The organism is Streptomyces viridosporus (assembly GCF_002078235.1).
Taxonomy (GTDB): Bacteria; Actinomycetota; Actinomycetes; order Streptomycetales; family Streptomycetaceae; genus Streptomyces; species Streptomyces viridosporus.
In genome coordinates this window covers 1-19,901 of record NZ_MSGP01000510.1, presented here as the reverse complement: position 1 = coordinate 19,901, position 19,901 = coordinate 1, and the positions used below count along the sequence as shown (strand labels likewise).

General features: G+C 72.8%; 20 protein-coding genes. 11 read left to right on the top strand and 9 right to left on the bottom strand.

All coding sequences use genetic code 11. The features are described from left to right. Window positions 1-432 precede the first annotated feature (432 nt). From B7L92_RS30805 to B7L92_RS30795, 3 genes are all read left to right on the top strand, one after another. The gene (locus B7L92_RS30805; protein ID WP_081240619.1) at window positions 433-1,842 is read left to right on the top strand and encodes a phosphatase PAP2 family protein; all 1,410 of its coding nucleotides are present in this window, start codon (window positions 433-435) and stop codon (window positions 1,840-1,842) included. Between the two features lie 115 nt (window positions 1,843-1,957). Beyond that, window positions 1,958-2,578, top strand: coding sequence for an RNA polymerase sigma factor (locus B7L92_RS30800; RefSeq protein WP_081240618.1), 621 nt, complete (start codon window positions 1,958-1,960; stop codon window positions 2,576-2,578). Continuing rightward, window positions 2,575-3,663, top strand: a complete 1,089-nt coding sequence (locus tag B7L92_RS30795; protein ID WP_170102262.1) for a CU044_5270 family protein — start codon at window positions 2,575-2,577, stop codon at window positions 3,661-3,663. Before B7L92_RS30800 ends, B7L92_RS30795 begins: the two co-directional genes overlap by 4 nt. 196 nt (window positions 3,664-3,859) lie before the next feature. Here the strand turns inward: B7L92_RS30795 and B7L92_RS30790 are convergent, their stop codons facing one another. Then, complete coding sequence (locus B7L92_RS30790) at window positions 3,860-5,251, bottom strand: hypothetical protein (RefSeq protein ID WP_081240621.1); 1,392 nt, start codon at window positions 5,249-5,251, stop codon at window positions 3,860-3,862. Window positions 5,252-5,412: 161 nt separating this feature from the next. Here B7L92_RS30790 and B7L92_RS30785 point away from each other — a divergent pair, with 161 nt between their 5' ends. After that, complete coding sequence (locus tag B7L92_RS30785) at window positions 5,413-6,651, top strand: molybdopterin-dependent oxidoreductase (RefSeq protein WP_081240617.1); 1,239 nt, start codon at window positions 5,413-5,415, stop codon at window positions 6,649-6,651. Then, the gene (locus B7L92_RS30780; protein WP_081240616.1) at window positions 6,651-7,097 is read left to right on the top strand and encodes a hypothetical protein; all 447 of its coding nucleotides are present in this window, start codon (window positions 6,651-6,653) and stop codon (window positions 7,095-7,097) included. Before B7L92_RS30785 ends, B7L92_RS30780 begins: the two co-directional genes overlap by 1 nt. Window positions 7,098-7,145: 48 nt before the next feature. Here B7L92_RS30780 and B7L92_RS30775 read toward each other — a convergent pair whose 3' ends face one another. From B7L92_RS30775 to B7L92_RS30765, 3 genes are all read right to left on the bottom strand, one after another. Continuing rightward, complete coding sequence (locus B7L92_RS30775) at window positions 7,146-7,811, bottom strand: TIGR04282 family arsenosugar biosynthesis glycosyltransferase (RefSeq protein ID WP_081240615.1); 666 nt, start codon at window positions 7,809-7,811, stop codon at window positions 7,146-7,148. Continuing rightward, window positions 7,808-8,503 carry a glycosyltransferase family 2 protein gene (locus B7L92_RS30770; RefSeq protein ID WP_081240614.1) on the bottom strand — a complete coding sequence of 232 codons (696 nt, stop codon included), beginning with the start codon at window positions 8,501-8,503 and terminating at the stop codon, window positions 7,808-7,810. Before B7L92_RS30770 ends, B7L92_RS30775 begins: the two co-directional genes overlap by 4 nt. Window positions 8,504-8,762: 259 nt before the next feature. Then, window positions 8,763-9,764 carry an NAD-dependent epimerase/dehydratase family protein gene (locus B7L92_RS30765; RefSeq protein ID WP_081240613.1) on the bottom strand — a complete coding sequence of 334 codons (1,002 nt, stop codon included), beginning with the start codon at window positions 9,762-9,764 and terminating at the stop codon, window positions 8,763-8,765. A 138-nt stretch (window positions 9,765-9,902) separates the two neighbouring features. Here B7L92_RS30765 and B7L92_RS30760 point away from each other — a divergent pair, with 138 nt between their 5' ends. The 6 genes from B7L92_RS30760 (at window position 9,903) to B7L92_RS30735 (ending at window position 15,765) form a co-directional block, all read left to right on the top strand. Next, window positions 9,903-10,634 (top strand): flavodoxin family protein, encoded by a 732-nt coding sequence (locus tag B7L92_RS30760; RefSeq protein ID WP_081240612.1) that lies wholly within the window; start codon window positions 9,903-9,905, stop codon window positions 10,632-10,634. Window positions 10,635-10,956: 322 nt separating this feature from the next. Beyond that, entirely contained in the window at window positions 10,957-11,265 is a 309-nt protein-coding gene (locus B7L92_RS30755; protein WP_081240611.1) for a hypothetical protein, read from the top strand. Next, window positions 11,262-13,178: a thiamine pyrophosphate-binding protein gene (locus B7L92_RS30750; RefSeq protein WP_081240610.1), complete on the top strand. Its 1,917-nt coding sequence runs from the start codon at window positions 11,262-11,264 to the stop codon at window positions 13,176-13,178. Before B7L92_RS30755 ends, B7L92_RS30750 begins: the two co-directional genes overlap by 4 nt. An 80-nt stretch (window positions 13,179-13,258) precedes the next feature. Then, window positions 13,259-13,768: an inclusion body family protein gene (locus tag B7L92_RS30745; RefSeq protein WP_081240609.1), complete on the top strand. Its 510-nt coding sequence runs from the start codon at window positions 13,259-13,261 to the stop codon at window positions 13,766-13,768. A gap of 195 nt (window positions 13,769-13,963) precedes the next feature. Then, window positions 13,964-14,512, top strand: a complete 549-nt coding sequence (locus B7L92_RS30740) for an RNA polymerase sigma factor (RefSeq protein WP_081240620.1) — start codon at window positions 13,964-13,966, stop codon at window positions 14,510-14,512. Beyond that, window positions 14,512-15,765 carry a CU044_5270 family protein gene (locus B7L92_RS30735; protein WP_170102261.1) on the top strand — a complete coding sequence of 418 codons (1,254 nt, stop codon included), beginning with the start codon at window positions 14,512-14,514 and terminating at the stop codon, window positions 15,763-15,765. The genes B7L92_RS30740 and B7L92_RS30735 overlap by 1 nt, the downstream gene beginning before the upstream one ends. A 77-nt stretch (window positions 15,766-15,842) precedes the next feature. On the opposite strand, the gene B7L92_RS30730 is transcribed toward B7L92_RS30735, so the two are convergent. The 5 genes from B7L92_RS30730 to B7L92_RS30710 form a co-directional block, all read right to left on the bottom strand. Beyond that, window positions 15,843-17,096: a cytochrome P450 family protein gene (locus tag B7L92_RS30730; protein WP_081240608.1), complete on the bottom strand. Its 1,254-nt coding sequence runs from the start codon at window positions 17,094-17,096 to the stop codon at window positions 15,843-15,845. Between the two features lie 68 nt (window positions 17,097-17,164). Continuing rightward, on the bottom strand, window positions 17,165-18,439 hold the full coding sequence (locus B7L92_RS30725) for a cytochrome P450 (protein ID WP_174704047.1): 1,275 nt from the start codon (window positions 18,437-18,439) through the stop codon (window positions 17,165-17,167). Continuing rightward, on the bottom strand, window positions 18,436-19,044 hold the full coding sequence (locus B7L92_RS30720; RefSeq protein ID WP_081240606.1) for a GTP-binding protein: 609 nt from the start codon (window positions 19,042-19,044) through the stop codon (window positions 18,436-18,438). Before B7L92_RS30720 ends, B7L92_RS30725 begins: the two co-directional genes overlap by 4 nt. Next, entirely contained in the window at window positions 19,022-19,387 is a 366-nt protein-coding gene (locus B7L92_RS30715; RefSeq protein ID WP_081240605.1) for a DUF742 domain-containing protein, read from the bottom strand. Before B7L92_RS30715 ends, B7L92_RS30720 begins: the two co-directional genes overlap by 23 nt. After that, on the bottom strand, window positions 19,384-19,791 hold the full coding sequence (locus B7L92_RS30710) for a roadblock/LC7 domain-containing protein (RefSeq protein ID WP_026085021.1): 408 nt from the start codon (window positions 19,789-19,791) through the stop codon (window positions 19,384-19,386). The genes B7L92_RS30715 and B7L92_RS30710 overlap by 4 nt, the downstream gene beginning before the upstream one ends. Window positions 19,792-19,901 lie beyond the last annotated feature (110 nt).

Below are 19,901 nucleotides of genomic sequence, written 5' to 3'. Positions count from 1 at the left end.
GGAATGAGGTGTCTCGGGGCTTGGGGGGACACATCGGGATCACGGGCGAAGTGACCGCTTCGCCCCTGTGCCCACCTCGACCGGACCTGTCCCGGCAGCGGGCGCCACGAGGCCGCCGCCCCTTACCCGGCGGCCCTGTGCCCCTGCCGGCCCGTAGTGGTCCTCGTACGTCCGCCGGACGAACCCCCTGACCTCACCGCCACCGCTGTTGCACCGCGGGTCCCCCCGGGCGTCGCCCGTGACGACGGATCCGCCGCAACCCGGGCTGTGATCTGTCCGTCTTGCTTCGACGGGCAGCCCTTTGCGGGGGAAAGCGGTTCCGACCGGAAGGTGACGAGCAAAGCCCGTCCCAACACGAACAAAAACTAACAAAGCAGCCAGGAATTGAGATACATACCACCGCGGGACTCTCCGCGAACAAACCGAAGAACCATGTCCTCCGTGGGGCGTCGAACACGGGCGGGACTCTGGGCCGCGGCGGGTGTCGTGGCCCTCGGATTCCTCGTCGCGCTGGAGTTCGCCGCGCGGCGCCACGGCCTGCCGGGGCCGCTCACCAGCCAGGTGCGGGAGATGGTGGCCGCCCCCAAGTCGGGCGGCCTGCTGTACGCCGCCCTGGCGTTGACGATGGTGGTCCTCACCTGGCGGCAACGGTTCATCGCGGCGGGTGCGGCCATCGGTGTCGACATCGTCTTCGCGCTGGTCCGGTGGGCGGTGGACGCCGAGACGACCGGCGGCCACCCCTTCGGCAACGGCGCGTTGTGGGTGATCCTGGGCCACGCGGTCATCGCGGTCACCCGCCGCACCGGCCGGGAACGTGTCCTGCTGCTGAAGGGCGTCGGACTGGGCCTGCTGCTGGTGGCCGGTCGCAAGACCGGCGACACCTGGCTGCTCATCACATCGAAGACCCGCCCGGAGGTGCTCGACCAGTACGTGGCGACAGCCGATCACGCGCTGGGCAATCCGTCGTGGCTGGTGGGCCGGGTCGTCACGGCCACCGGCTCCGTCGGCTTCAACGTCCTCGACGTCGTCTACGGTCAGCTCGCGGTGGCCGCGGTCGTCGTCGCGCTGTACCAACTGCGCGGCGTGGCGGCCGAGCGCCGCTTCCCGAGCCACCACCTGGTGCGCACCTTCCTGGTGATCGGCCTCATCGGGCCGGCCTTCTACATGATCTTCCCGGTGGTCGGACCGCTCTTCGCCTACGGCACCGGCACCGCGCACTGGGCGGCGGTCAGCCTGTGGGCGCCGGAGATTCCGTCCAGCGAGCACTGGGCGGTGGCCGACCTGTGGCCGCGGACGCCACCGCCGCTCGGTACCCCGCACCCCATGCCCTTCGACGGGATCACCCCGCGGAACTGCATGCCCAGCCTGCACACGGCGTGGGCTGCCGCGATCTTCCTCCACACCCGGAAGGGCCCACGCGTCCTGCGGTACGCGGGAACGTTCTGGCTGATCGCCACGCTCGCCGCGACGCTGGGATTCGGCTACCACTACGGCGTGGACCTCATCGCCGGCGTGGTGTTCGTGCTCACGGTCGAGGCGGCTCTGCGGACGTTCGACCGGGGCTGGGACCGGTCGGGGATCCGGCTGGTCGCTCACGGGGCGACGGTCTTCGCCGCGCTGTTGCTGTCCTACCGCTTCCTGCCGTCGGAGATGGCCGAGCACCCGTGGGTGGCCGGCCCCCTGCTCGTGCTGGCGATGGCCTCCGTGATCCACGGCTACGTACGGACCACCGCGGCGTGGGAACCGAAGGCCGCACCGACACGGCAACCACAACCACGCCCACACCCACAGCCACGAACGGAACCGGAACCGGAACCGGAGCCGAAGCCGGAACCGATCTGATCCGTGCGGCACCGGACGGCCGACCACGCCCCGGCGGATATGGCGCGTGTCACAGGAACTCCCCTGCCCGTGCAGAGAGCAAAGAAGTGTGAGGCACACAGAACCAGCAGAGTCGTTGCGTGCGCGGATACGGGCAGGGGACCGTGCGGCTTTCGCCGAGCTGTACGACCAGCACGCGCGGGCGGTCTACCACCATGCCCTGCGGTTGACCGGCAACTGGTCGGAGGCCGAGGAAGCCATGTCCGAGACCTTCCTCGCCGCCTGGCGTACCCGGGAGACGGTGGAGCCGGAGGGCGGTTCGCTCAAGCCCTGGCTGCTCGGCATCGCCACGCACAAGGCGCACAACGCCAACCGGGGGCTGCGCCGCCGGCTCTCCTTCCTGGCCCGTTGCCCGCCCCCGCCCCCGGTCGAGGACTTCGCCGACGAGACGGCGGGCCGGATCGACGACGCCCGCCGTCTCGCGCTGGTCCACGACGCGCTGCGCCGACTGCGGCGCAAGGACCGCGAGGTGCTCGCCCTGTGCGTGGCGGCCGGGCTGGACTACCGGCAGGCCGCCGAGGCCCTCGGCGTCCCGGTCGGCACCGTGCGTTCGCGGCTGTCGCGCGCCCGCGCGCGTCTGGCCCGGCTCAGCGACGGTCGAACCGGCCACGGAGAGGCGGAACCGCGGGGCGCTCGCGGAGAGGTGGAGAGTGAGGCCGCGTTCGCGGCCCTGTTCCTGCAGGAGGAAACCCGATGAACGCCGACCACCCGCCCCGCGCCGGCGCGCCCCGGAGCCGGGCCGAGGAGTTGCTGGCGGCTCCCGCCGCGTGGGACCTCCCGCCGAGCCGTCATCTCCACCACAAGGAAGTCCTGATGCAGCAGATCGACCGCGACCACGCCCGCTCCTCCCCGTCGTCGCCGGCCCCGCGCCGCCGCCGGCTGCCCCGCCCGGCCCTGGTGCTGCCCGTCGCGTCGGTGGCGCTGGCCGGGGCACTCGCCGTCACCTTCTTCGACGGTGGCCACGGCCCCGCCCCGGCGAACGGAGCGGTCACCGCGACCGACGGGGGGAGCACCGCCGGGAGGAACAGCGCCGGGAGGAACAGCGCGTCCGTCACCCTCGACCGGATCGCCGCCGCGGCCATGCAGACCGACGCGACGCCGGTGAGGGACGATCAATTCGTGTACGTGAGGAGCCTGGTCCGCGAGAACACCGGCACGTTCGACGGACCCGTGCGGCTCGGTGCCCTGCACCAGCGGGAAGTCTGGACGGCGCAGACCCCCGACCCCGTCGCCAGGACCGGGTGGGGCCGCGAGACCGGGAAGGACGCGGTGATGCCCGGTCGGACGCTCCCCATCGAGTCCGCCGACCCCGTCCCGGTGGGCATCGACCGCCCCACGTACAAGTGGCTGGCCTCGCTGCCCACCGATCCCGACGCCCTGCTGGAACTGCTCTACGCCCGGACCAGGGTGGGCGAGGGCGAGTCGAAGCACCAGGCCGTGTTCGGGACGATCGGCGACCTGCTGAGCACGACGATCATGCCGCCCGCCAACGCCGCCGCTTTCTACAAGGCGGCCGAGAGGATCCCCGGCGTGACGGAGATCCCCGACGCCGTCGACGCCGCCGGCCGTCACGGCGTCGGCATCACCCGCGAGGACGCCTCCTCCGCGACACGAAGCGAGTGGATCTTCGACAAGGACACTTTCGCCTACCTCGGTTCGCGCTCGTACCTCAAGGACGAGGCCAGGGGCATCACGACCGACACGCTGTACGGCATCGACGCCGTCATGGAGCGCGCGGTCACCGATCAGCACGGCGAGGAACCCACGAAGGGCCGCGGTTGACCGGAACCGGCGCGAGGCGCGGCGGCCGCCCCCGACCACGAGGGCGGCGGTGACGCCGACGGCCGGGGCGAGCTCGGGGAGCACGCCGTGGGGGCGGATTCGGCCCCGGTGCCGAGGCCGCCCCGGCCGTCACGGCGATCGCCAGGCGATCGTCACGGCCTCGGGCTTCCGCGGGCTTCCGCCTCCCCGGGAGTGGTCACCACCCGGTGAGCAGCAGGTGGTTGAGGAGCAGGGCGAGCAGGGCCTGGGCGGTGAGCCAAGCACGGACGGGGATCCCCCCTGCGGGAGCGGAGCCGGAAGCCCGGGGGAGGGCGAGGAACGCGCACGCCGGGAGCAGCCACAGCGCGAAGGGCAGCCAGATGCGTTCCGTCTCCGCCTTGCTCATGCCGGACAGGTCGGCGACCAGCAGGGCGAGGAGGGCGGCGGACACGAGGAGCGCGAGACGGACGTCGGCCGCGGCGGCCCCGGGGTGGAGGAGCGCGGCGCCGCGGCGTCGGACGAGCACCGCACCGGTCCGCCGCAGGCCCGCCGCCGTCGCCAGGCCCGTGAGGAGCACCGTGCAGGCGAGGTTGGCCCACACCCAGTAGCCGTAGGGGCGGATGCCGCCCACGCCCTGGTAGTAGCGGGTGACCAGCAGGTGGTACGCCTCCCACCAGTTGAACCCGGCGAGCGTGAACGCCGTCGGGACCACCGCCAGTCCCGCGAGCAGGGGCACCAGCAGGGCGGGGCGCCCCCGGATCCCGTGCCGGCCGAGCACCAGGACCGCCGCCGCGATCAGCGCGACCAGCGTGAGGCCGTACGACAGGTAGCAGGCCAGGCCGAACAGCAGCCCGGACGCCCCCGCCCACCCCGGGGACCGTCCGGTGACCGCCAGGGCGAGCAGCGCCACCGCCCACGCGGCCACCGCCGCGAAGTACGCGTCGGCCGAGGTGCCCATCCACACGGCGGTCGGGGCCAGGACGAGGAAGGGCGCCGCCCCCCGCGCGAGTTGCTCGTCGGCCAGGGCGCGGACCGTGACCAGCACGGCCACGCAGGCCGTCGCCCCGACGGTGATGCACCACATCCCGGCCCAGCCTCCGCCCCGCAGTCCGATCCGGTCGAGCAGGACGAAGGTGAGCGTGGCCGCGGGCGGGTGGCCGGCGATGTGGGCGGGCCAATTATCGGGGGAACCGACCAGGATGTGCCCGGTGAAGCCCCGCAGCGCCGCCGGGATGTCGTGGAAGCGGTCGATGACCTGGAGGTACTCGTGGCGGGTGGTGAGCCGGCCGGCGATGCCCCGCTGCCAGCCGTCGACCAGGGCGAGGGAGCAGGTCCACGCCACGGCCGTGCCCCACGTCAGGGGAAGCAGGGCCCGCCAGGGGAGGCGGGCCGCGAGGGCGGGGCCGTACGCCACGGTGGCGATCGCCACCAGGACGGCCGCCGGAGTGCCGGGGCCGAGGTGGGGTTCCCAGGACGCCAGCAGCGGCGGCCAGTCGGCGAACAGCGTGCGGCTGGTCCCCTGGATGTGACGGCCGACCAGCACGGCCGCCGTCACGAGCAGCACGGCGGCCCCTGCCGCGCACAGGTCACGGCTCGGGCCACGGGGCACGCCGGAGCGCGCGGCGCCGGGCTCGGTGGAGGGCCGGGGGCGGATCACACCGGAACGCTAGGCCGCGCGGCCGGTCACGGACCGCCGTTCGGGCCCGGTGTCAGCGTTTCGTCAGGGGTCGCTCACCCTTTCGCGGGGTGGTCCCGGCCTACCGTCGGGACATGCGCGACCCCGACGCCCCACGGTCCCCCTCCTCGCCCGGCTTCTGGCGCAGCCCCCTGCGCGGCCCCTGGTTCACCTCGGTGCTGGGCCTCGTCCTGCTCGTCGGCATCACCGTGCTGTTCGTGACGGGCCTGGTCTCGTACGCCGCCTACAACCCCGACCTGTCGCCGGTGAACGACAAGACACCGGACAAGGGGATCCTCGGCTTCTACCTCTTCGCCTGGCCGACGGACCCGCACTGGCTGTACCGGCTCAACCAGGGCGTCCACGTCACCCTCGGCATCACCCTGATCCCCGTGCTGCTCGCCAAGCTGTGGTCGGTGGTGCCGAGGCTGTTCGCGCTGCCGCCGGCCCGCTCGCTCGCGCACGCCCTGGAGCGGGTCTCGCTGCTGCTCCTGGTGGGCGGCGCCCTGTTCCAGTTCGTGACCGGTGTGCTCAACATCCAGCTCGACTACGTCTTCCCCGGCTCCTTCTACACGCTGCACTTCTACGGAGCGTGGGTGTTCTTCGCCGCGTTCGTCGTCCACGTGCTGCTGAGGATGCCCACGGTGCTGCGCACCCTGCGGCACCCGCGGGAGGAGAGGAACGACCTGGTGTCCCCGCGCCCCGCCGAGCCGACCGTCTCCCGGCGGGGCGCCCTGTGGTTCGTCGGGGGCGGCTCGCTGCTGCTGTTCGCCACCACGGTGGGGCAGAACTTCGACGGTCCGCTGCGGCGCACCGCCCTCCTCGCACCGCACGGCGGCGCCGATCCCGGCAGCGGCCCGAACGGTTTCCAGATCAACAAGACCGCCGCGTACGCCGGGATCGACGCGGCGGAGACGGGCGAGGACGTATGGCGGCTCGTCGTCACGGGACGCACGGGCACCGTCCGCCTCCGCCGGGACGAACTGCTCCGGCTCCCCCAGTACAGCGCGGCACTGCCCATCGCCTGCGTGGAGGGCTGGTCGACGTCGGACCAGTGGTGGCGCGGGGTGCGGCTGCGCGACCTCGCGGCGCTCGTCGGGTACGGCGACGACCCGCCGGACGTGTTCGTCGAGTCCCTCCAGCGGAGCGGCGCCTTCCGGGAAGCCGCCCTGCGCGCCAACCAGGTGGCCGACCCGCGTTCCCTGCTCGCCCTGTACGTCAACGGCGAGGAGCTGTCCCTCGACCACGGCCGTCCGGCGCGGATCATCGTGCCCGCCGCGCCCGGTGTGCTCAACACCAAGTGGGTGGCCCGGATGACGTTCGGAGACCTGTGATGCTTCCGCCGCTCGTGCGCGTTCCGCTCGGCAGTCCCCTGCGACTCCTGCTGCTCGCCTGCTCGTTCGCGCTCGCCGCCTACGCGGGTGTGCGACTGCTCGCGGACGACTGGCTCGGCGTGGCGCTGTGGTTCGTGGGGGTGGCGCTGCTACACGACCTCGTGCTGCTGCCCCTGTACACGGTCGCGGACCGGGCGGCCGTACGGGGGCTCGGCGCGGTCCGGCGCCGGGTGGGGGCGCTGTACGTGCGCGTACCGGCGGCCTTCTCCGGGCTGCTCCTCCTCGTGTGGTTCCCGCTGATCGGCGGGAGGGTGGAGCAGCGCTACCGGCTCGGCACCGGGCTGCCGGCGGACGTGTTCCTCGCCCGCTGGCTGCTGATCACCGCCGTCCTCTTCGGCGGCTCGGCGCTGCTGCTGGCGCTGCGGCTGCGCAGGGCGGCGGCGTAGGGCCGGCGCCGGCGGTCGCCCGGGCGAGGGCGGTGGCGGCCGGGGTGCTCATCGGGGTGCGGCCGGGGGCGGGCCGGCCCCCGTGCCCGGCCGTGCGTCCGGGCCCGCGGCCGCCGTGCACCGGGCCAGCCGTGCCGCGAAGCGGCCGTGCGGAGCCAGGGCGGCGACGGCGTGGGCGTCGGCGGCGGTGTCGACGTCGCGCAGGGACGGCAGGTCGCGCACCCGCAGGCCGGCGGTGAGGAGCCGGTCCCGTTGGGCCGCTCCCGTGACCGAGGTGGACATGGGGACGCCCCGCAGCAGGCCGGGATCGGGGCGCGCCAGGCCGAGGGCCCAGAAGCCGCCGTCCTCGGCCGGGCCGAGGTGGGCGTCGCAGTCGGCGAAGTCCACGGTGAGCAGCTCCGGCGTCACCTGCGGGGTGTCCATGCCGATGAGCAGGGCCGGGCCGTCGCAGCGCGCGAAGGCGTCCGCCAGCCGCTCGTCCAGCCCGCCCGCGCACTGCGGTACGACGTCGAAGCCGGGCGGCAGCCAGGGGCCGGGGGTGCCGTCGAGGACGAGGACGCGTCGGGAGGCGGGCGTGGCCGCCACGGCGTGCAGGGTGTCCGCGAGGGCCGCCTCGGCCAGTTGAGCCGCCTGACCGGGCGTGAACGGCGGGGTGAGCCGGGTCTTGACCCGGCCCGGCCGCGGCTCCTTGGCGATGACGAGGAGCGTGGTCAACGGCCGGTTCCTCCTCCGTGCACGGGGGGTTCGCGCAACACGCGACTCATGTCCCGTACGGTCTGCCAGGTGCCGCGCCAGGTGCCCGTCACCTTCGAGGACCCGGTGCGCGGCAGGTACGGCACGTCGTGCTCGGCGATCCGCCAGCCGGCGTCGGCCGCGCGGACGACCATCTGGAGCGGATAGCCGCTGCGCCGGTCGGTGAGGCCGAGGGCGAGCAGGGGCTCGCGGCGGGTGGCGCGCAGGGGACCGAGGTCGTGCAGGCACAGCCCGGTGCGGCGGCGCAGCATCCGCGCGAGCGCCAGGTTGCCGGCGCGGGCGTGCGCGGGCCACGCGCCGCGGCCCCGCGGACGCCGCCGGCCGAGCACCAGGTCGGCCTCGCCGTCCCGGACCTCACGGACGAAGGGGACGAGGAGCGACGGGTCGAGGGAGGCGTCGCCGTCGCAGAAGCACACCACGTCGGCGGTGGCGGCGGTCAGCCCGGCGTGGCAGGCGGCGCCGAAGCCCCGGCGCGGCTCGTGCACGACGGTCGCTCCGCACGCGCGGGCGACCTCGGCCGAGCCGTCGGTGGAACCGTTGTCGACGACGAGCGCGCGCCAGCCCGGCGGGATCCGTTCGAGCACCCAGGGAAGGGCCTCGGCCTCGTTCAGGCAGGGCAGCACCACGTCGACGTCCGAAGGAGCCGTTGTCACGGCCTCACCCTACGGGCGCGAACCGGGCATAGCGGACTCCCGCCCCTCGGGAAACGCGGACGTCCACGGCCGGAGGCGGTGGTCGGGGCGCGCACCGGTGGGGCGCGGTGCCGGGCCGGAGGCGCGCGGCAGGAGCCGTACGGGCCCCGGGGGACGCGGCCCGCCGACGGATCCCCGCGTCCCGGCCGCGCCCGACCCGGTGCCGCCCGCCGTCGTTCCTCGAGCGCGGACGGCGCCACCGCACCGGTCCACCGCGGTCCTACGCCTCCCGTATCCCGGCCCGCGCGAACTCCGCCATGCCCTCCTCGAAACCGACCTCCGGCCTCCAGCCCAGCCCGGCCCGCAGCCGCGACGAGTCCGCGGTGATGTGCCGTACGTCCCCGAGCCGGTACTCGCCGGTGACGACCGGCTCGGGCCCGCCGTACGCGGCGGCCAGCGCCCGTGCCATCTCGCCGACGGTGTGCGGTTCACCGCTGCCGGTGTTGTACGCCGTGAGCGCCCCCCGGGCGGCCTCCGCCTCCAGCGCCACCGCGTTGGCCGCCGCCACGTCCCGGACGTGCACGAAGTCCCGCAGTTGCCGCCCGTCCTCGAACACGCGCGGTGCCTCGCCCCGGGCGAGCGCCGAGCGGAAGAAGGAGGCGACACCGGCGTACGGGGTGTCGCGGGGCATGCCGGGGCCGTACACGTTGTGGTAGCGCAGCGACACCGCCGAACCGCCGGTGCAGCGGGCCCAGGCGGCGACCAGGTGCTCCTGGGCGAGCTTGGTCGCCGCGTACACGTTCCGGGGATCGACCGGGGCGTCCTCGCCGACCCGGCCGGGGGAGAGGCCGTCCCCGCACACCGGGCAGGTGGGCTCGAACCGGCCCGCGTCGAGGTCGGCGACGGCCCGCGGCCCGGGCCGTACGTCCCCGTGCCGCGGGCACGCGTACCGCCCCTCCCCGTAGACGACCATCGACCCGGCCAGCACGAGGCGCCCGACGTCGGCCTCCGCCATGGCGGCGAGCAGCACGGCAGTGCCCAGGTCGTTGCGCGAGACGTACTCCGCCGCGTCGGCGACCCCGTCGCCGAGCCCGACCATCGCGGCCTGGTGGCACACGGCGTCCACACCGGACAGGGCGCGGCCGACGGCCGCCGGGTCCCGCACGTCGGCGCCGGGATCCTCCCGCACGTCGAACACGAGCGGCTCGTGTCCGCGCTCCCGGAGCGCGGCGACGACATGGGACCCGATGAACCCGGCACCGCCGGTGACCAGTACGCGCACACGGTCACGCTAGGTCCGCGCGGGCGCCGCACCACGGGACCGCGCCCGCGCGCCACGACCCCGTGAGGCGTGCGGGTGAGGCGGGCGCGGGTGCGTCGAACCGGGGCGAACCGGAAAGCGTGCGAGAGGCTGCCCCCCATGACGACCTCACCCCCCACCGACACCCCGTACCGCTACGACGACCTGACCGCCCTCTACGTCAACTGCACCCTCAAACCGTCCCCGCAGCTCAGCCACACCCAGGGCCTGATCGACAGGAGCCGGGCCGTCATGGACGCCGCCGGCGTGACCACGGACCTGATCCGCGCCGTGGACCACGACATCGCACCCGGCGTCTACCCGGACATGACCGAGCACGGCTTCGCCACCGACGCCTGGCCCGGGCTGTACGAGAAGGTGATGGCCGCCGACATCCTCGTGCTCGCCGGCCCGATCTGGCTGGGCGACAACAGCTCCGTCACCAAGCAGGTCATCGAGCGTCTCTACGCCTGCTCCTCACTGCTCAACCCCCAGGGGCAGTACGCCTACTACGGCCGCGTCGGCGGCTGTCTGATCACCGGCAACGAGGACGGCGTGAAGCACTGCGCCATGAACGTCCTCTACAGCCTCCAGCACCTCGGCTACACGATCCCGCCCCAGGCGGACGCCGGTTGGATCGGCGCGGCCGGCCCCGGGCCGTCGTACCTCGACCCGGGCTCGGGCGGCCCGGAGAACGACTTCACCAACCGCAACACCGCCTTCATGACCTGGAACCTGATGCACCTCGCCGCCCTGCTGAAGCGCGCCGGAGGCATCCCCGCCCACGGCAACCAGCGCTCGCAGTGGGACGCCGGCTGCCGCCCGGGTGCGGACAACCCCGAGCACCGCTGATCCCTCCCCGGCGGACGCGAGGGGTGCGCCATCCGCCCGGCGGCCCGGAACGGCCGGGCGGAAAATCGCCGTCCCGGCGTCCTTTCCGGCCCGGCCGGACGGCGAGACCACCACCATGGAGGCGCCGGTATTTCTGCACTCCACAAGTGAATGATCGATTCGGCTTCGTTTCTCTCTCCTCACCCGTCCCTGGTGGACCTACCGTCCGTCGAGAGGAACCCGAGAAAGTCGAATTCTCGCCAAGCGGTGCGGTCGGTGTTTTTTGGACTTTACCTCCAGGGGAAATCGGAAAACCGTTTCCCCATCCCTACGATCGAAAACCATGACCGACATTCCACGGGAAAACTCGGCCACCCGTGCACGCTGGCAGACCTGTCTCGAGCTTGTCCGCGAACCCCTTCGCACCGCGCACTGGATGGCCGGCTTCCACCTGGACGCCTCCCGGCCCGAAGGCCCCGTGCACTGCGCCGGCGAGCACACCACCCGCAAGCACACCTCCCTCGAGCACGCCTCCCTCGAGCACGCCTGGACCGGGGGCGCCCCGGAGAGCGCCGTCCGCGCCGCCGTCGCCGTCCACCAGGCCCCGCCGGTGACCACGCCGGGCCCGGGCGGCGAGGAGGAGCGCCCGTGACCGCGATCGTCCCCGGGTGCACGGTCGCCCGTTACCTCGCCCTGCGCCTGGCCGAGCTGGGCATCACCCACTTGTTCGGCGTCCCCGGCAACCACCTCGGTCCGTTCCTGACCGCCCTGCGGGCCGAGGGCGGCATCGAGTGGGTCGGCACCCCCACCGAGGGCGGCGCGGGCCAGGCCGCCGACGCCTATGCCCGCATCCACGGCGTCGGCGCGGCCGCGGTCACCTACGGCGTCGGCGCGTTCAACCTGCTCAACGCTTGCGGCGGCGCCTACGTCGAACAGGTTCCGCTCGTCGCCATCAACGCCTCCCCACCCTACGAGCAGTGGCAGAACTACCGCGCCCTCGGCATGCTCACCTCACACATGAGCCCCCGCCCGGAGAGCAACCTGGACGCCTACCGGCAGGTCACCGTGGACGCCCAGGCCATCTCCCACCCGGGCCGCGCCCCCGGCCAGATCGACGCCGCGCTCACCGCCTGCCTCTCCGAGCACGGGCCGGTCTACCTGGAGGTCATGGAGGACCTGTGGGACGAGCCCTGCGCCGGGCCCGACGGGCCGATCCTCCGCCGCGAGCGGCCGTTCGGCGCACGCCACCAGACCATGCTGGACAACGCCGTGAACGCGATCCTCACCCTGATCGAGGAGCACCCCGGCCCGGACGGCAGGCCCCGCCCGATCGTGTGGGCCGGCGAGGAGATCGACCGGTTCCGCCTCGGCGGGCGGCTCACCGACCTGGTGGAGGCCACCGGGGTGCCGTTCTGCACCACCGTCGGCGCCAAGGCCGTCGTCGACGAGGACCAGCCGCAGTTCCACGGCGTCTACAACGGCCACGCCAGCCACCCGGACGTGCACTGGGTCTTCAAGGACTGGGCCACCTGCCGGATCGGGCTCGGCGCCTGGTCCACCTCGAAGAACCTCGGCGGCGAGCAGTGCGTCGGCGGCGACTGGGTGATGGCCGCGAACGGCGGCGTCAGCGTCGGCACCTCCTACTTCCCCGACGTCCGGCTCGAACAACTGCTGCCCGCCCTCCAGGACGCGCTGGTGAAGGCCTACGGCTCCGGAGGGCTGGCCGCCGACTACTACGCCGAGGCCCACGACCACCACGGCGCACCCGGGCACCGCCCCGCCGGCCTGGAGCACCACCGAGCCTCGCTCCACGTCCCGGGCTCGTCCCGGGGCGTCGAACGGCTCACCTACGACGGCGTGTTCGACCGGATCAACCACTTCCTGGGCCACGAGACCCGGGAGGACTGGACGGTCGTCTCCGACGCCGCCTTCTCCCTCATCGGCTCGATGAACCTGTCCCTGCCCGAGGGCGGGTTCCTGTCGCAGGTCAGCTGGTTGTCCATCGGCTGGTCGGTCGGCGCGGCCACCGGCGCCGCGCTCGCCCCCAAGCGCACGCCCGCCCGCCCGATGGTGTTCGTCGGAGACGGCGCCTTCCAGGAGACCTGCCAGGAGGTCTCCACCCACACCCGGCTCGGGCTGCGGTCGGTGGTGTTCGTCATGGACAACGGGCACTTCTACGGCATCGAGCAGATGCTGGTCCGCCCGTCCTACTACACCGGGCCGGATCCCACCGGTTCGGACGGCTCCACCGGCCCGGACGGCTCCACCGGCTCGGACGGCTCCACCGGCCAGGACGGCTTCACCGACCCGGCCGGCCCGGACTTCTACAACGTCCTCCACCCGTGGCACTACGACCGCCTCGCGGCCGTCTTCGCCGGCGAGAACACCCCGGCGAACGGGGTCGTCGTCGCGGACACCTCCGAGATGGACGCCCTGCTGGCCCGCCTCGCCGACCCGGCCGACCCGGTCAACGCCGGACCGCTGCTGGTCCGCGTCCGCCTGAGCCGGCACGACTACCCGCGAGCGATGGCGTACAAGGTGCCGAAGCCCACCGCGACGGCCTGACGGGCCGGAGAGGTGAGAGGGAAAAAGGGCGCGCCGAGGCGGCGCGTCCCAGGCGATCCTCGTGTTCGAAGGAGCGGGAAATGGCTGATCTCAACGTACTGATCGCGTTCGACGCGGCCACGATCGTCGAGCAGAACCCCAACGCGTCGAGGAACCCCGACGCGCCGACGTACGTCGACCACCGCCTGATCTACATGACGACCCGTCAGGACCACATCATCGGCACGTCGGGGGCCGAGTTGAACCTCCGGGCCGAACCCGGGGACAGCATCAGGTGGCGGGAGACGACCCTGTCGCTCAGCAGCGACTACAAGGCCCTGCTGTACAAGTACGTGAGCAGCGACAGCAGCCACGTCCTCATCAGGACGCCGGAGATCGAGGTGATCGACGGCATCTACCCGATGCCGCGGGAGGGGGCCGAAGGCAGGCCGGAATTCGTGACGCAGAACTACCAGGACCATTACTGGCGGACGACCGTCAAAAGGGCCGGGAAGGTCGTGTACCACTTCTCCTTCCAGATCCTGGACCGGCACCGGCAATTGAAGGGGTACTTCCAATGGGACCCCTTCATCACCATCGAGAACCCCTGACGGCGAGGGCGGCGGCCGACACGGCCGCCGCCCCCACCGTCGGGTGCCGCCCTCCGTCCGGGCGGTGTCCGCGTGACTCCCCATGGCGTGGACCCCTTCGGGGACCCGCGGAATCTTCCGGATCATGCTGTAACGATCGGGCGGCGCACACCACTTCCCGGTGACAGATGAACCTGGAGGACGGAGGTGCACGCCGTGTCCGATGATGCGGCACGCTTCACCGCGATGTACGACACCTGCCGACAACGCGTCTGGGCGTACGCGGTCAGCCGCGCGGGGCGGCAGGTGGCGGACGAGGTGGTGAGCGAGACCTTCACCGTGGCCTGGCGCCGTATCGGCGACATACCCCAGCCGCCGCTGCCGTGGCTGCTCGGCGTGGCCCGCAACGTCCTGCGCGACACCGGACGCGCCGAGGTCCGGCGTGCCTCGCTGGCCGCCGAACTGCGGGAGTGGACGGACACGGTCGAGGGCGACATCGCCGACGACGTCGCCGACCGGATCGCGCTCCGGAATGCCCTGGCGTCCCTGGGCGACGACGACCGCGAGGTGCTGATCCTGGCCGCGTGGCAGGGACTCACCCCTCGCGAGGCCGCCCACGTCGTCGGCTGCACGGCCGCCACCCTGCGCGTGCGGCTCCATCGTGCGCGCCGCCGGCTGGCCAGGGCGGTGGCGGTACGGGACGAGGTGTCGCCGGTAAGCCCTCGTGTCCGCCCCCGGGTTAGCACGGCAGGAGAGGAAGCGTGATGAAGCACGACGACCTGATGCGTCGGCTGGCCGACGCCCGTCCCGGACACCTCGACCCCGGCGGGCCGGTCGACCCCGAGGTCCGGCGGACCGAGCTGCAGGATGTCATGCGGCGGTCCGAGGAGCCGCAGGCGGCGCCGGTGAGACGGGGGAGGATCCGCGTCGGCGTGCGGCCGGCGTGGAGCGTGGCCCTGGCCGGCGCGGCGGCCGCGACCGCCGCGGCTTTGGTCGTCACCGTCGTCGGGCCGCCCGGCAGCGGGCCGCGGCCCGGGACGGGCGCGCCCGCCACCGCCTTCTCCGAGTCCCGCATCCTGCTCGCGGCCGCCTCCGACGTCGAGAGGACGGCGGCGACGTCGGGTGCGTACTGGTACCAGGAGGTGCGCACGGGATCACTGCTGAAGGTCCCGGGCAAGGACTACAGGCTCGACGTCCGGCACGAGACCAGGACATGGCTGACGAAGGGAACCGGCAAGCGCGACCGGCGTTGGACGCTGCACGTCGACGCCGGGGCCCGGCCCGCCACCCCGGCCGACGAGAAGGCCTGGCGCGCCGACGGCTCGCCGAAGAAGTGGGACCTGACGGACTACGACGAGGCCCGGCGCGACGGGAACCGGCACGGGCGCGACGACACGTCCCCCGGTCCCCAACCGGAGATCGTCACCTGGGACGGCAAGGGCGAGCTCGCGGGCGACGCCCCCGGAGGCGTCGCGGACACGGTCTCGGCCGGGGCGGAGATCGACCTGACGGAACTGCAGTCGCTGCCCACCGACCCGGAGCGGCTGCGCGAGCGGCTGGAGCAGATCGTCGACGAGCAGTACAACGCGCCGGAGCACATCCTGCAGGCGCTGCTCGGCGACACGGCCGAGAACCTCGCCGTCGAGCTGCCGGTCTCCCCGCGGTTGCGGGCCGCGGCCTACCGGGTGCGCGCCTCGCTGCCGGGCGTGCGGGACATCGGTGAGGTCACCGACCGGTCCGGGCGCCCGGGGTACGCCGTGGAGATCAGGAGCCTGCGGCCCGGAGCGCAGAACGAGCGCCGCCTGATCTTCGACAAGGAGACCGGACTGCCGCTCTCGGAGGAGTCGTACGCGACCTCGGCCCGCGACGGACACCGGCCGGGGGAGCTCACCGGCTACATCACCTTCACGGCGATGCGGTGGACGGACCAGGCCCCGCCGTTCGACCGGGACTTCACGGCCGACGAACCGGAGCACCCGGACGCGGAGACCGACGCCGCGCCCACCGGCAAGCACTGACCTCACCCGCGCCCGCCGGCCCCGTGCCCGCTCGGGCGGCCCGGCGGAACCCCCCGTCCGCCGGGCCGCACAGCGGCTCAGTTCCCGAGCCGCACCGGCAGCGTCGAGGAACTGTTCGAGAACAGGGACGGCACCGGCACGAGGTCGTCCGGATCGACGGCCAGCGACAGATCCGGGTACCGCTCGAACACCGCGGGAAGGGCCACTGCCGCCTCCAGGCGCGCCAGTGGTGCGCCGAGGCAGAAGTGCGGGCCGTTGCTGAAGGCCAGGTGCCTGCGCTGCTCCCGGGTGATGTCGAAGCGGTCGGCGTCCTCGCCGTGCTGGGCCGTGTCCCGTCCGACGGCGCTGAACGGGGCCATGATCGCCTCGCCCTTCGGGATACGCACGCCGGCGATCTCGACGTCCTCCAGGGGGTAGCGGAACGGGAAGTTGCCGATCGGAGCGTCCCAGCGCAGCGTCTCCTCCACCACCTTCGCCCAGGTGTCCGCGTCCCCCCGTACGGCGATCTCCTGCTGGTCGGGATGGGTCAGCAGCGCGCGGACCGCATTGGTGATCAGGCTCAGCGTGGTTTCCTGCCCCGCCGAGAGCATGAGCAGCAGCGTGCCGACCAGCTCCTCCTCGCTCAGCGCGTCCGGGTCGGCGGCACGGGCCGCGATCAGCGCGCTGGTGAGGTCGTCGCCCGGCTCGCGCCTGCGGCCCTCGACCACCCGCGCCAGCAGCTCGTACTGCTCGATCTGGCTCGCCTGGACCTCCTCGGGCCGCAGATCGGAGCGGAAGATGTTGTCCATCAGCTCCTGCAGACGAGGACGCTCGTCGGCCGGCACCCCGAACAGTTCGCAGATGACCTGCATGGGCACGGGGTGCGCGAAGTGCCGGCGGAGGTCGACGCTGCCGTCGGCCGCGGCGTGCGACGGCAGGTCGTCCAGCAACTGCCCCACGATCTGCTCGATGCGGGGGCGCAGCTCCTGCACCCGGCGCGGGGTGAACGTCTGGGTGACGAGTTTGCGCAGGCGGCGGTGCTCCTGGCCGTCCGCGGTCACCATGTTGGTGACCTTCACCATGCCGATGAGCGGCCAGCCGTCCGCTATCTCACCCCGGATGATGGCGTTCCAGTTGCGCCAGTCCTTGCTGAAACGAGCGTCGGTGACCAGGTCGTTCAGCAGGACGTGGTCGGTCACCGACCAGGCCATCACCTCCCCGGGCAGCCGGACCCGGACCACGGGGCCCAGCTCGCGGAGCTTGGCGGCCTCGCCGTGGTGGTCCTTTCCGTGCGGATCCAGGGTGATGACGGGTACGTGCCCCTCGGCGGAGGAGTTCGTGGACGACGTCATGCTGGGCTGCTCCTTGTCTCAGGACCCGCCGCCGTGCGGGGGTCTTTTCGGATGCGGGGGTTCGGGATTCACGACCCCGCGCCGGTGGGCACGCGGGCCGGTACGCGGGCTGCGGAGAACACCGTGGGCAGGGCCACCGGCACCCTGGTCCAGGGGGAGGGGCGCCAGGTCAGCTCGTCCGCGGGAACGGCGAGTCTCATGTCCGGCAGCAGGTGCAGAGCGGTCTGCACCGCGGTACGGGTGATCAGCCGTGCGGGCACCTGCGCGGGACACATGTGCGGGCCCGCGGAGAAGGCCAGGTGCGAGCGGTTGCCCCACCCGTCGTCCGGACCGTCCTGCCGGACCTCCGGATCGTCGTTCGCGGCGGCGAGCCCGAGGATGAGGCAGTCGCCGCGGCGGATGGGCCGGCCTCCCAGCTCGGTGTCGTGCAGCGCGTACCGGGCGGGCATGTTGTTCATGGGCGGATCGCGCCACAGTGCCTCGTCGAGGGCGTCGTCCACGCCGAGTTGCCCGCCGTGCAGCCGGGCGGCGAACCGCGCATCCGTGAGCATGAGACGGAGGGTGTGGGAGATCCACGCCGTGACCGTCTCGTTGCCCGCGGAGATCATCACGACGATCGACTGCAGCCGCTCCGCCTCGTTGCGCAGATTCGGGTGGTTGATGAAGACCGTCGTCATGTCGTCGGCCGGGTTCCGCCGACGCTCGCGCACCGTGTCGAGAAGGATCTGCTCGAAGGTGCGGTTGCCCGCCTGGGAGTTGTCCGCGCTGCCGAACAGGGCGATGAGCGCGTCGAGCAGCTCGCGGCCCTCCTCGGTGTCCAGGCCGAACAGCGAGGCGAGGGAGAGCATCGGGACGATCGTGGCGTACTCGTTGACCAGGTCGGCGCTGCCGCGCTCGGAGAACGCCGCGATCAGGTCCGTGCACAGCGCCTCCACCTCACGCCGTACCCTGCGCTGGTCCATCCGCGCGATGCCGTCGTCGAGGGGCTTGCGCAGGCGCCGGTGCTCGGGGCCGTCGGCCCCGATGACGTTGGCACGCCAGCCCATCATCGGCAGGAGCCCCGAATGCGGCGGGACGACCCCCTCGTTGAGGTCGCGCCAGTTGCGGGCGTCGCGGGAGTACAGCTGCTCCTGCCGGGTGATGGTCAGCATCTCCCGGTACCCCATCACCAGCCAGGCGGGGACACCCGGCTCCAGCTCGACCTGCGCGACGCTGCCCCACTTCTCGCGGAGCTCGCGGTACACCGCACGCGGATCGGGGGACCCGACCACGGCGGCGAGCGGAACCGGACCGGTGCCGTGGTGTGCGTGCGCCGGGCACCCCGGCGGCGGCGGCATGCTCACGAGGCGGCCCCCGCGGCCCGCGCCGCACCCATGCCCGACACGTGCTGCACCAGGGTGATCAGGGCGTCGACCGATGAGGTCCGCTGGCGGGCGTCGCAGGTCACGATGGGTGTCTCCGGCAGCAGATCGAGCGCGCCGCGCAGCTCCTCCTCGGAGTACAGCTCGCTGTCCGGGAACTGGTTGATCGCCACCGCGAACGGAAGCCCCCGGATCTCCAGTTGCTCCAGGACGTCGAAGCTGTCCTCCAGCCGGCGGGTGTCGATCAGCACGAGCACCCCCAGCGCGCCCTCGGCCAACCCCTCCCACAGGTCCCAGAACCGCCGCTGCCCCGGGGTTCCGAACAAGTACATGACCAGCCGGGAGCTGAGCGTGACCCGGCCGAAGTCCATGGCGACGGTGGTGGTCGTCTTGCCTTCCAGACCGGCCAGTTCGTCGACGCCCACGCTCGCTTCCGTCATGACCTCCTCGGTGCGCAGCGGTTCGATCTCGCTGACGGACCCGACGAGCGTCGTCTTGCCCACGCCGAACGCGCCCACGACGAGGATCTTGACGGCCTGCTGCACCGTGTCGGGCAAATAACGGTCAGCGGAGCCGACGGAGACCATCCAGTACCTCCTGTAGCAGTTGCTTGTCGGGCTGTGCGGCCCGTGGAACACCGGAGCGCGCGGTCAGGTGCCCACTGTCGACGAGGTCGGACGCCAGCACCTTCACCAGACTGACGGGCAGTTGGAGATGGGCGGCGGCCTCCACCAGCGACAGGAGCTGCGAGCACATCCGTACGAGGGCGATCTCCTCCCTGGTGGCGGAGAGGGGGAGGGCCCGCGGGGGGTCGGCCGCGACCAGGAGTGTTTCGACGCCGATGGTGTTGCGGGAGGGCCGGGAGCGACCCTTGGTGATCACGTACGGGCGTAATGCGCCGTTCGTGAAGCCCGCTCCCGACCCGCTCACGCGGAGCCCTGGCGCGGCGGGCTGCTGAGGTTGCGCGCGCCGATCTTCATCACCTGCGCCTGCATCTGCCGCGCGACGAGCTTGGGGTCGACCACCGGCCCCGTCACCACGGCGAGGTGCGCGCCGCTGGCACTGCGCATGAACAGGAAGCCCCCGTTGAACTCCACCATCTGCTGGTGCACGGCGCCGCCGTCCTCACCGAACTCCCGCCCGAGACCACGGCCGAGCGACTGAAGACCCGAACAGCTCGCCGACAGCCGGTCGGCCAGGTCACGGTCCACGCCCTCGGAGTTGGCCAGCAGCAGACCGTCGGAACTGAAGACGATCGCCAGCCGTACGCCGGGCACCGCGGTGACCTCGGAGATCATCCAACCGCGCTGCTCGGGGTTCTCCACGTAATTCATGCTCACATCTGTCCTTCCGGGGAATCGGGGTGAGGAGAGGGGCGGTACGGCGGGCCGTACGAGGCGGGGTCCGGAGGCACGGCCCCGGACGGCGGGGGCACGGCCCCGGA

What these genes read in the sequence shown, in the direction of transcription:
- B7L92_RS30805 (WP_081240619.1), top strand. Translation starts at nt 433, where the DNA reads ATGTCCTCCGTGGGGCGTCGAACACGGGCGGGACTCTGGGCCGCGGCG.
- B7L92_RS30760 (WP_081240612.1), top strand. Translation starts at nt 9,903, where the DNA reads ATGACGACCTCACCCCCCACCGACACCCCGTACCGCTACGACGACCTG.
- B7L92_RS30710 (WP_026085021.1), bottom strand. Translation starts at nt 19,791, where the DNA reads ATGAATTACGTGGAGAACCCCGAGCAGCGCGGTTGGATGATCTCCGAG.
- B7L92_RS30735 (WP_170102261.1), top strand. Translation starts at nt 14,512, where the DNA reads ATGAAGCACGACGACCTGATGCGTCGGCTGGCCGACGCCCGTCCCGGA.
- B7L92_RS30720 (WP_081240606.1), bottom strand. Translation starts at nt 19,044, where the DNA reads ATGGTCTCCGTCGGCTCCGCTGACCGTTATTTGCCCGACACGGTGCAG.
- B7L92_RS30745 (WP_081240609.1), top strand. Translation starts at nt 13,259, where the DNA reads ATGGCTGATCTCAACGTACTGATCGCGTTCGACGCGGCCACGATCGTC.
- B7L92_RS30795 (WP_170102262.1), top strand. Translation starts at nt 2,575, where the DNA reads ATGAACGCCGACCACCCGCCCCGCGCCGGCGCGCCCCGGAGCCGGGCC.
- B7L92_RS30730 (WP_081240608.1), bottom strand. Translation starts at nt 17,096, where the DNA reads ATGACGTCGTCCACGAACTCCTCCGCCGAGGGGCACGTACCCGTCATC.
- B7L92_RS30755 (WP_081240611.1), top strand. Translation starts at nt 10,957, where the DNA reads ATGACCGACATTCCACGGGAAAACTCGGCCACCCGTGCACGCTGGCAG.
- B7L92_RS30785 (WP_081240617.1), top strand. Translation starts at nt 5,413, where the DNA reads ATGCGCGACCCCGACGCCCCACGGTCCCCCTCCTCGCCCGGCTTCTGG.
- B7L92_RS30780 (WP_081240616.1), top strand. Translation starts at nt 6,651, where the DNA reads ATGCTTCCGCCGCTCGTGCGCGTTCCGCTCGGCAGTCCCCTGCGACTC.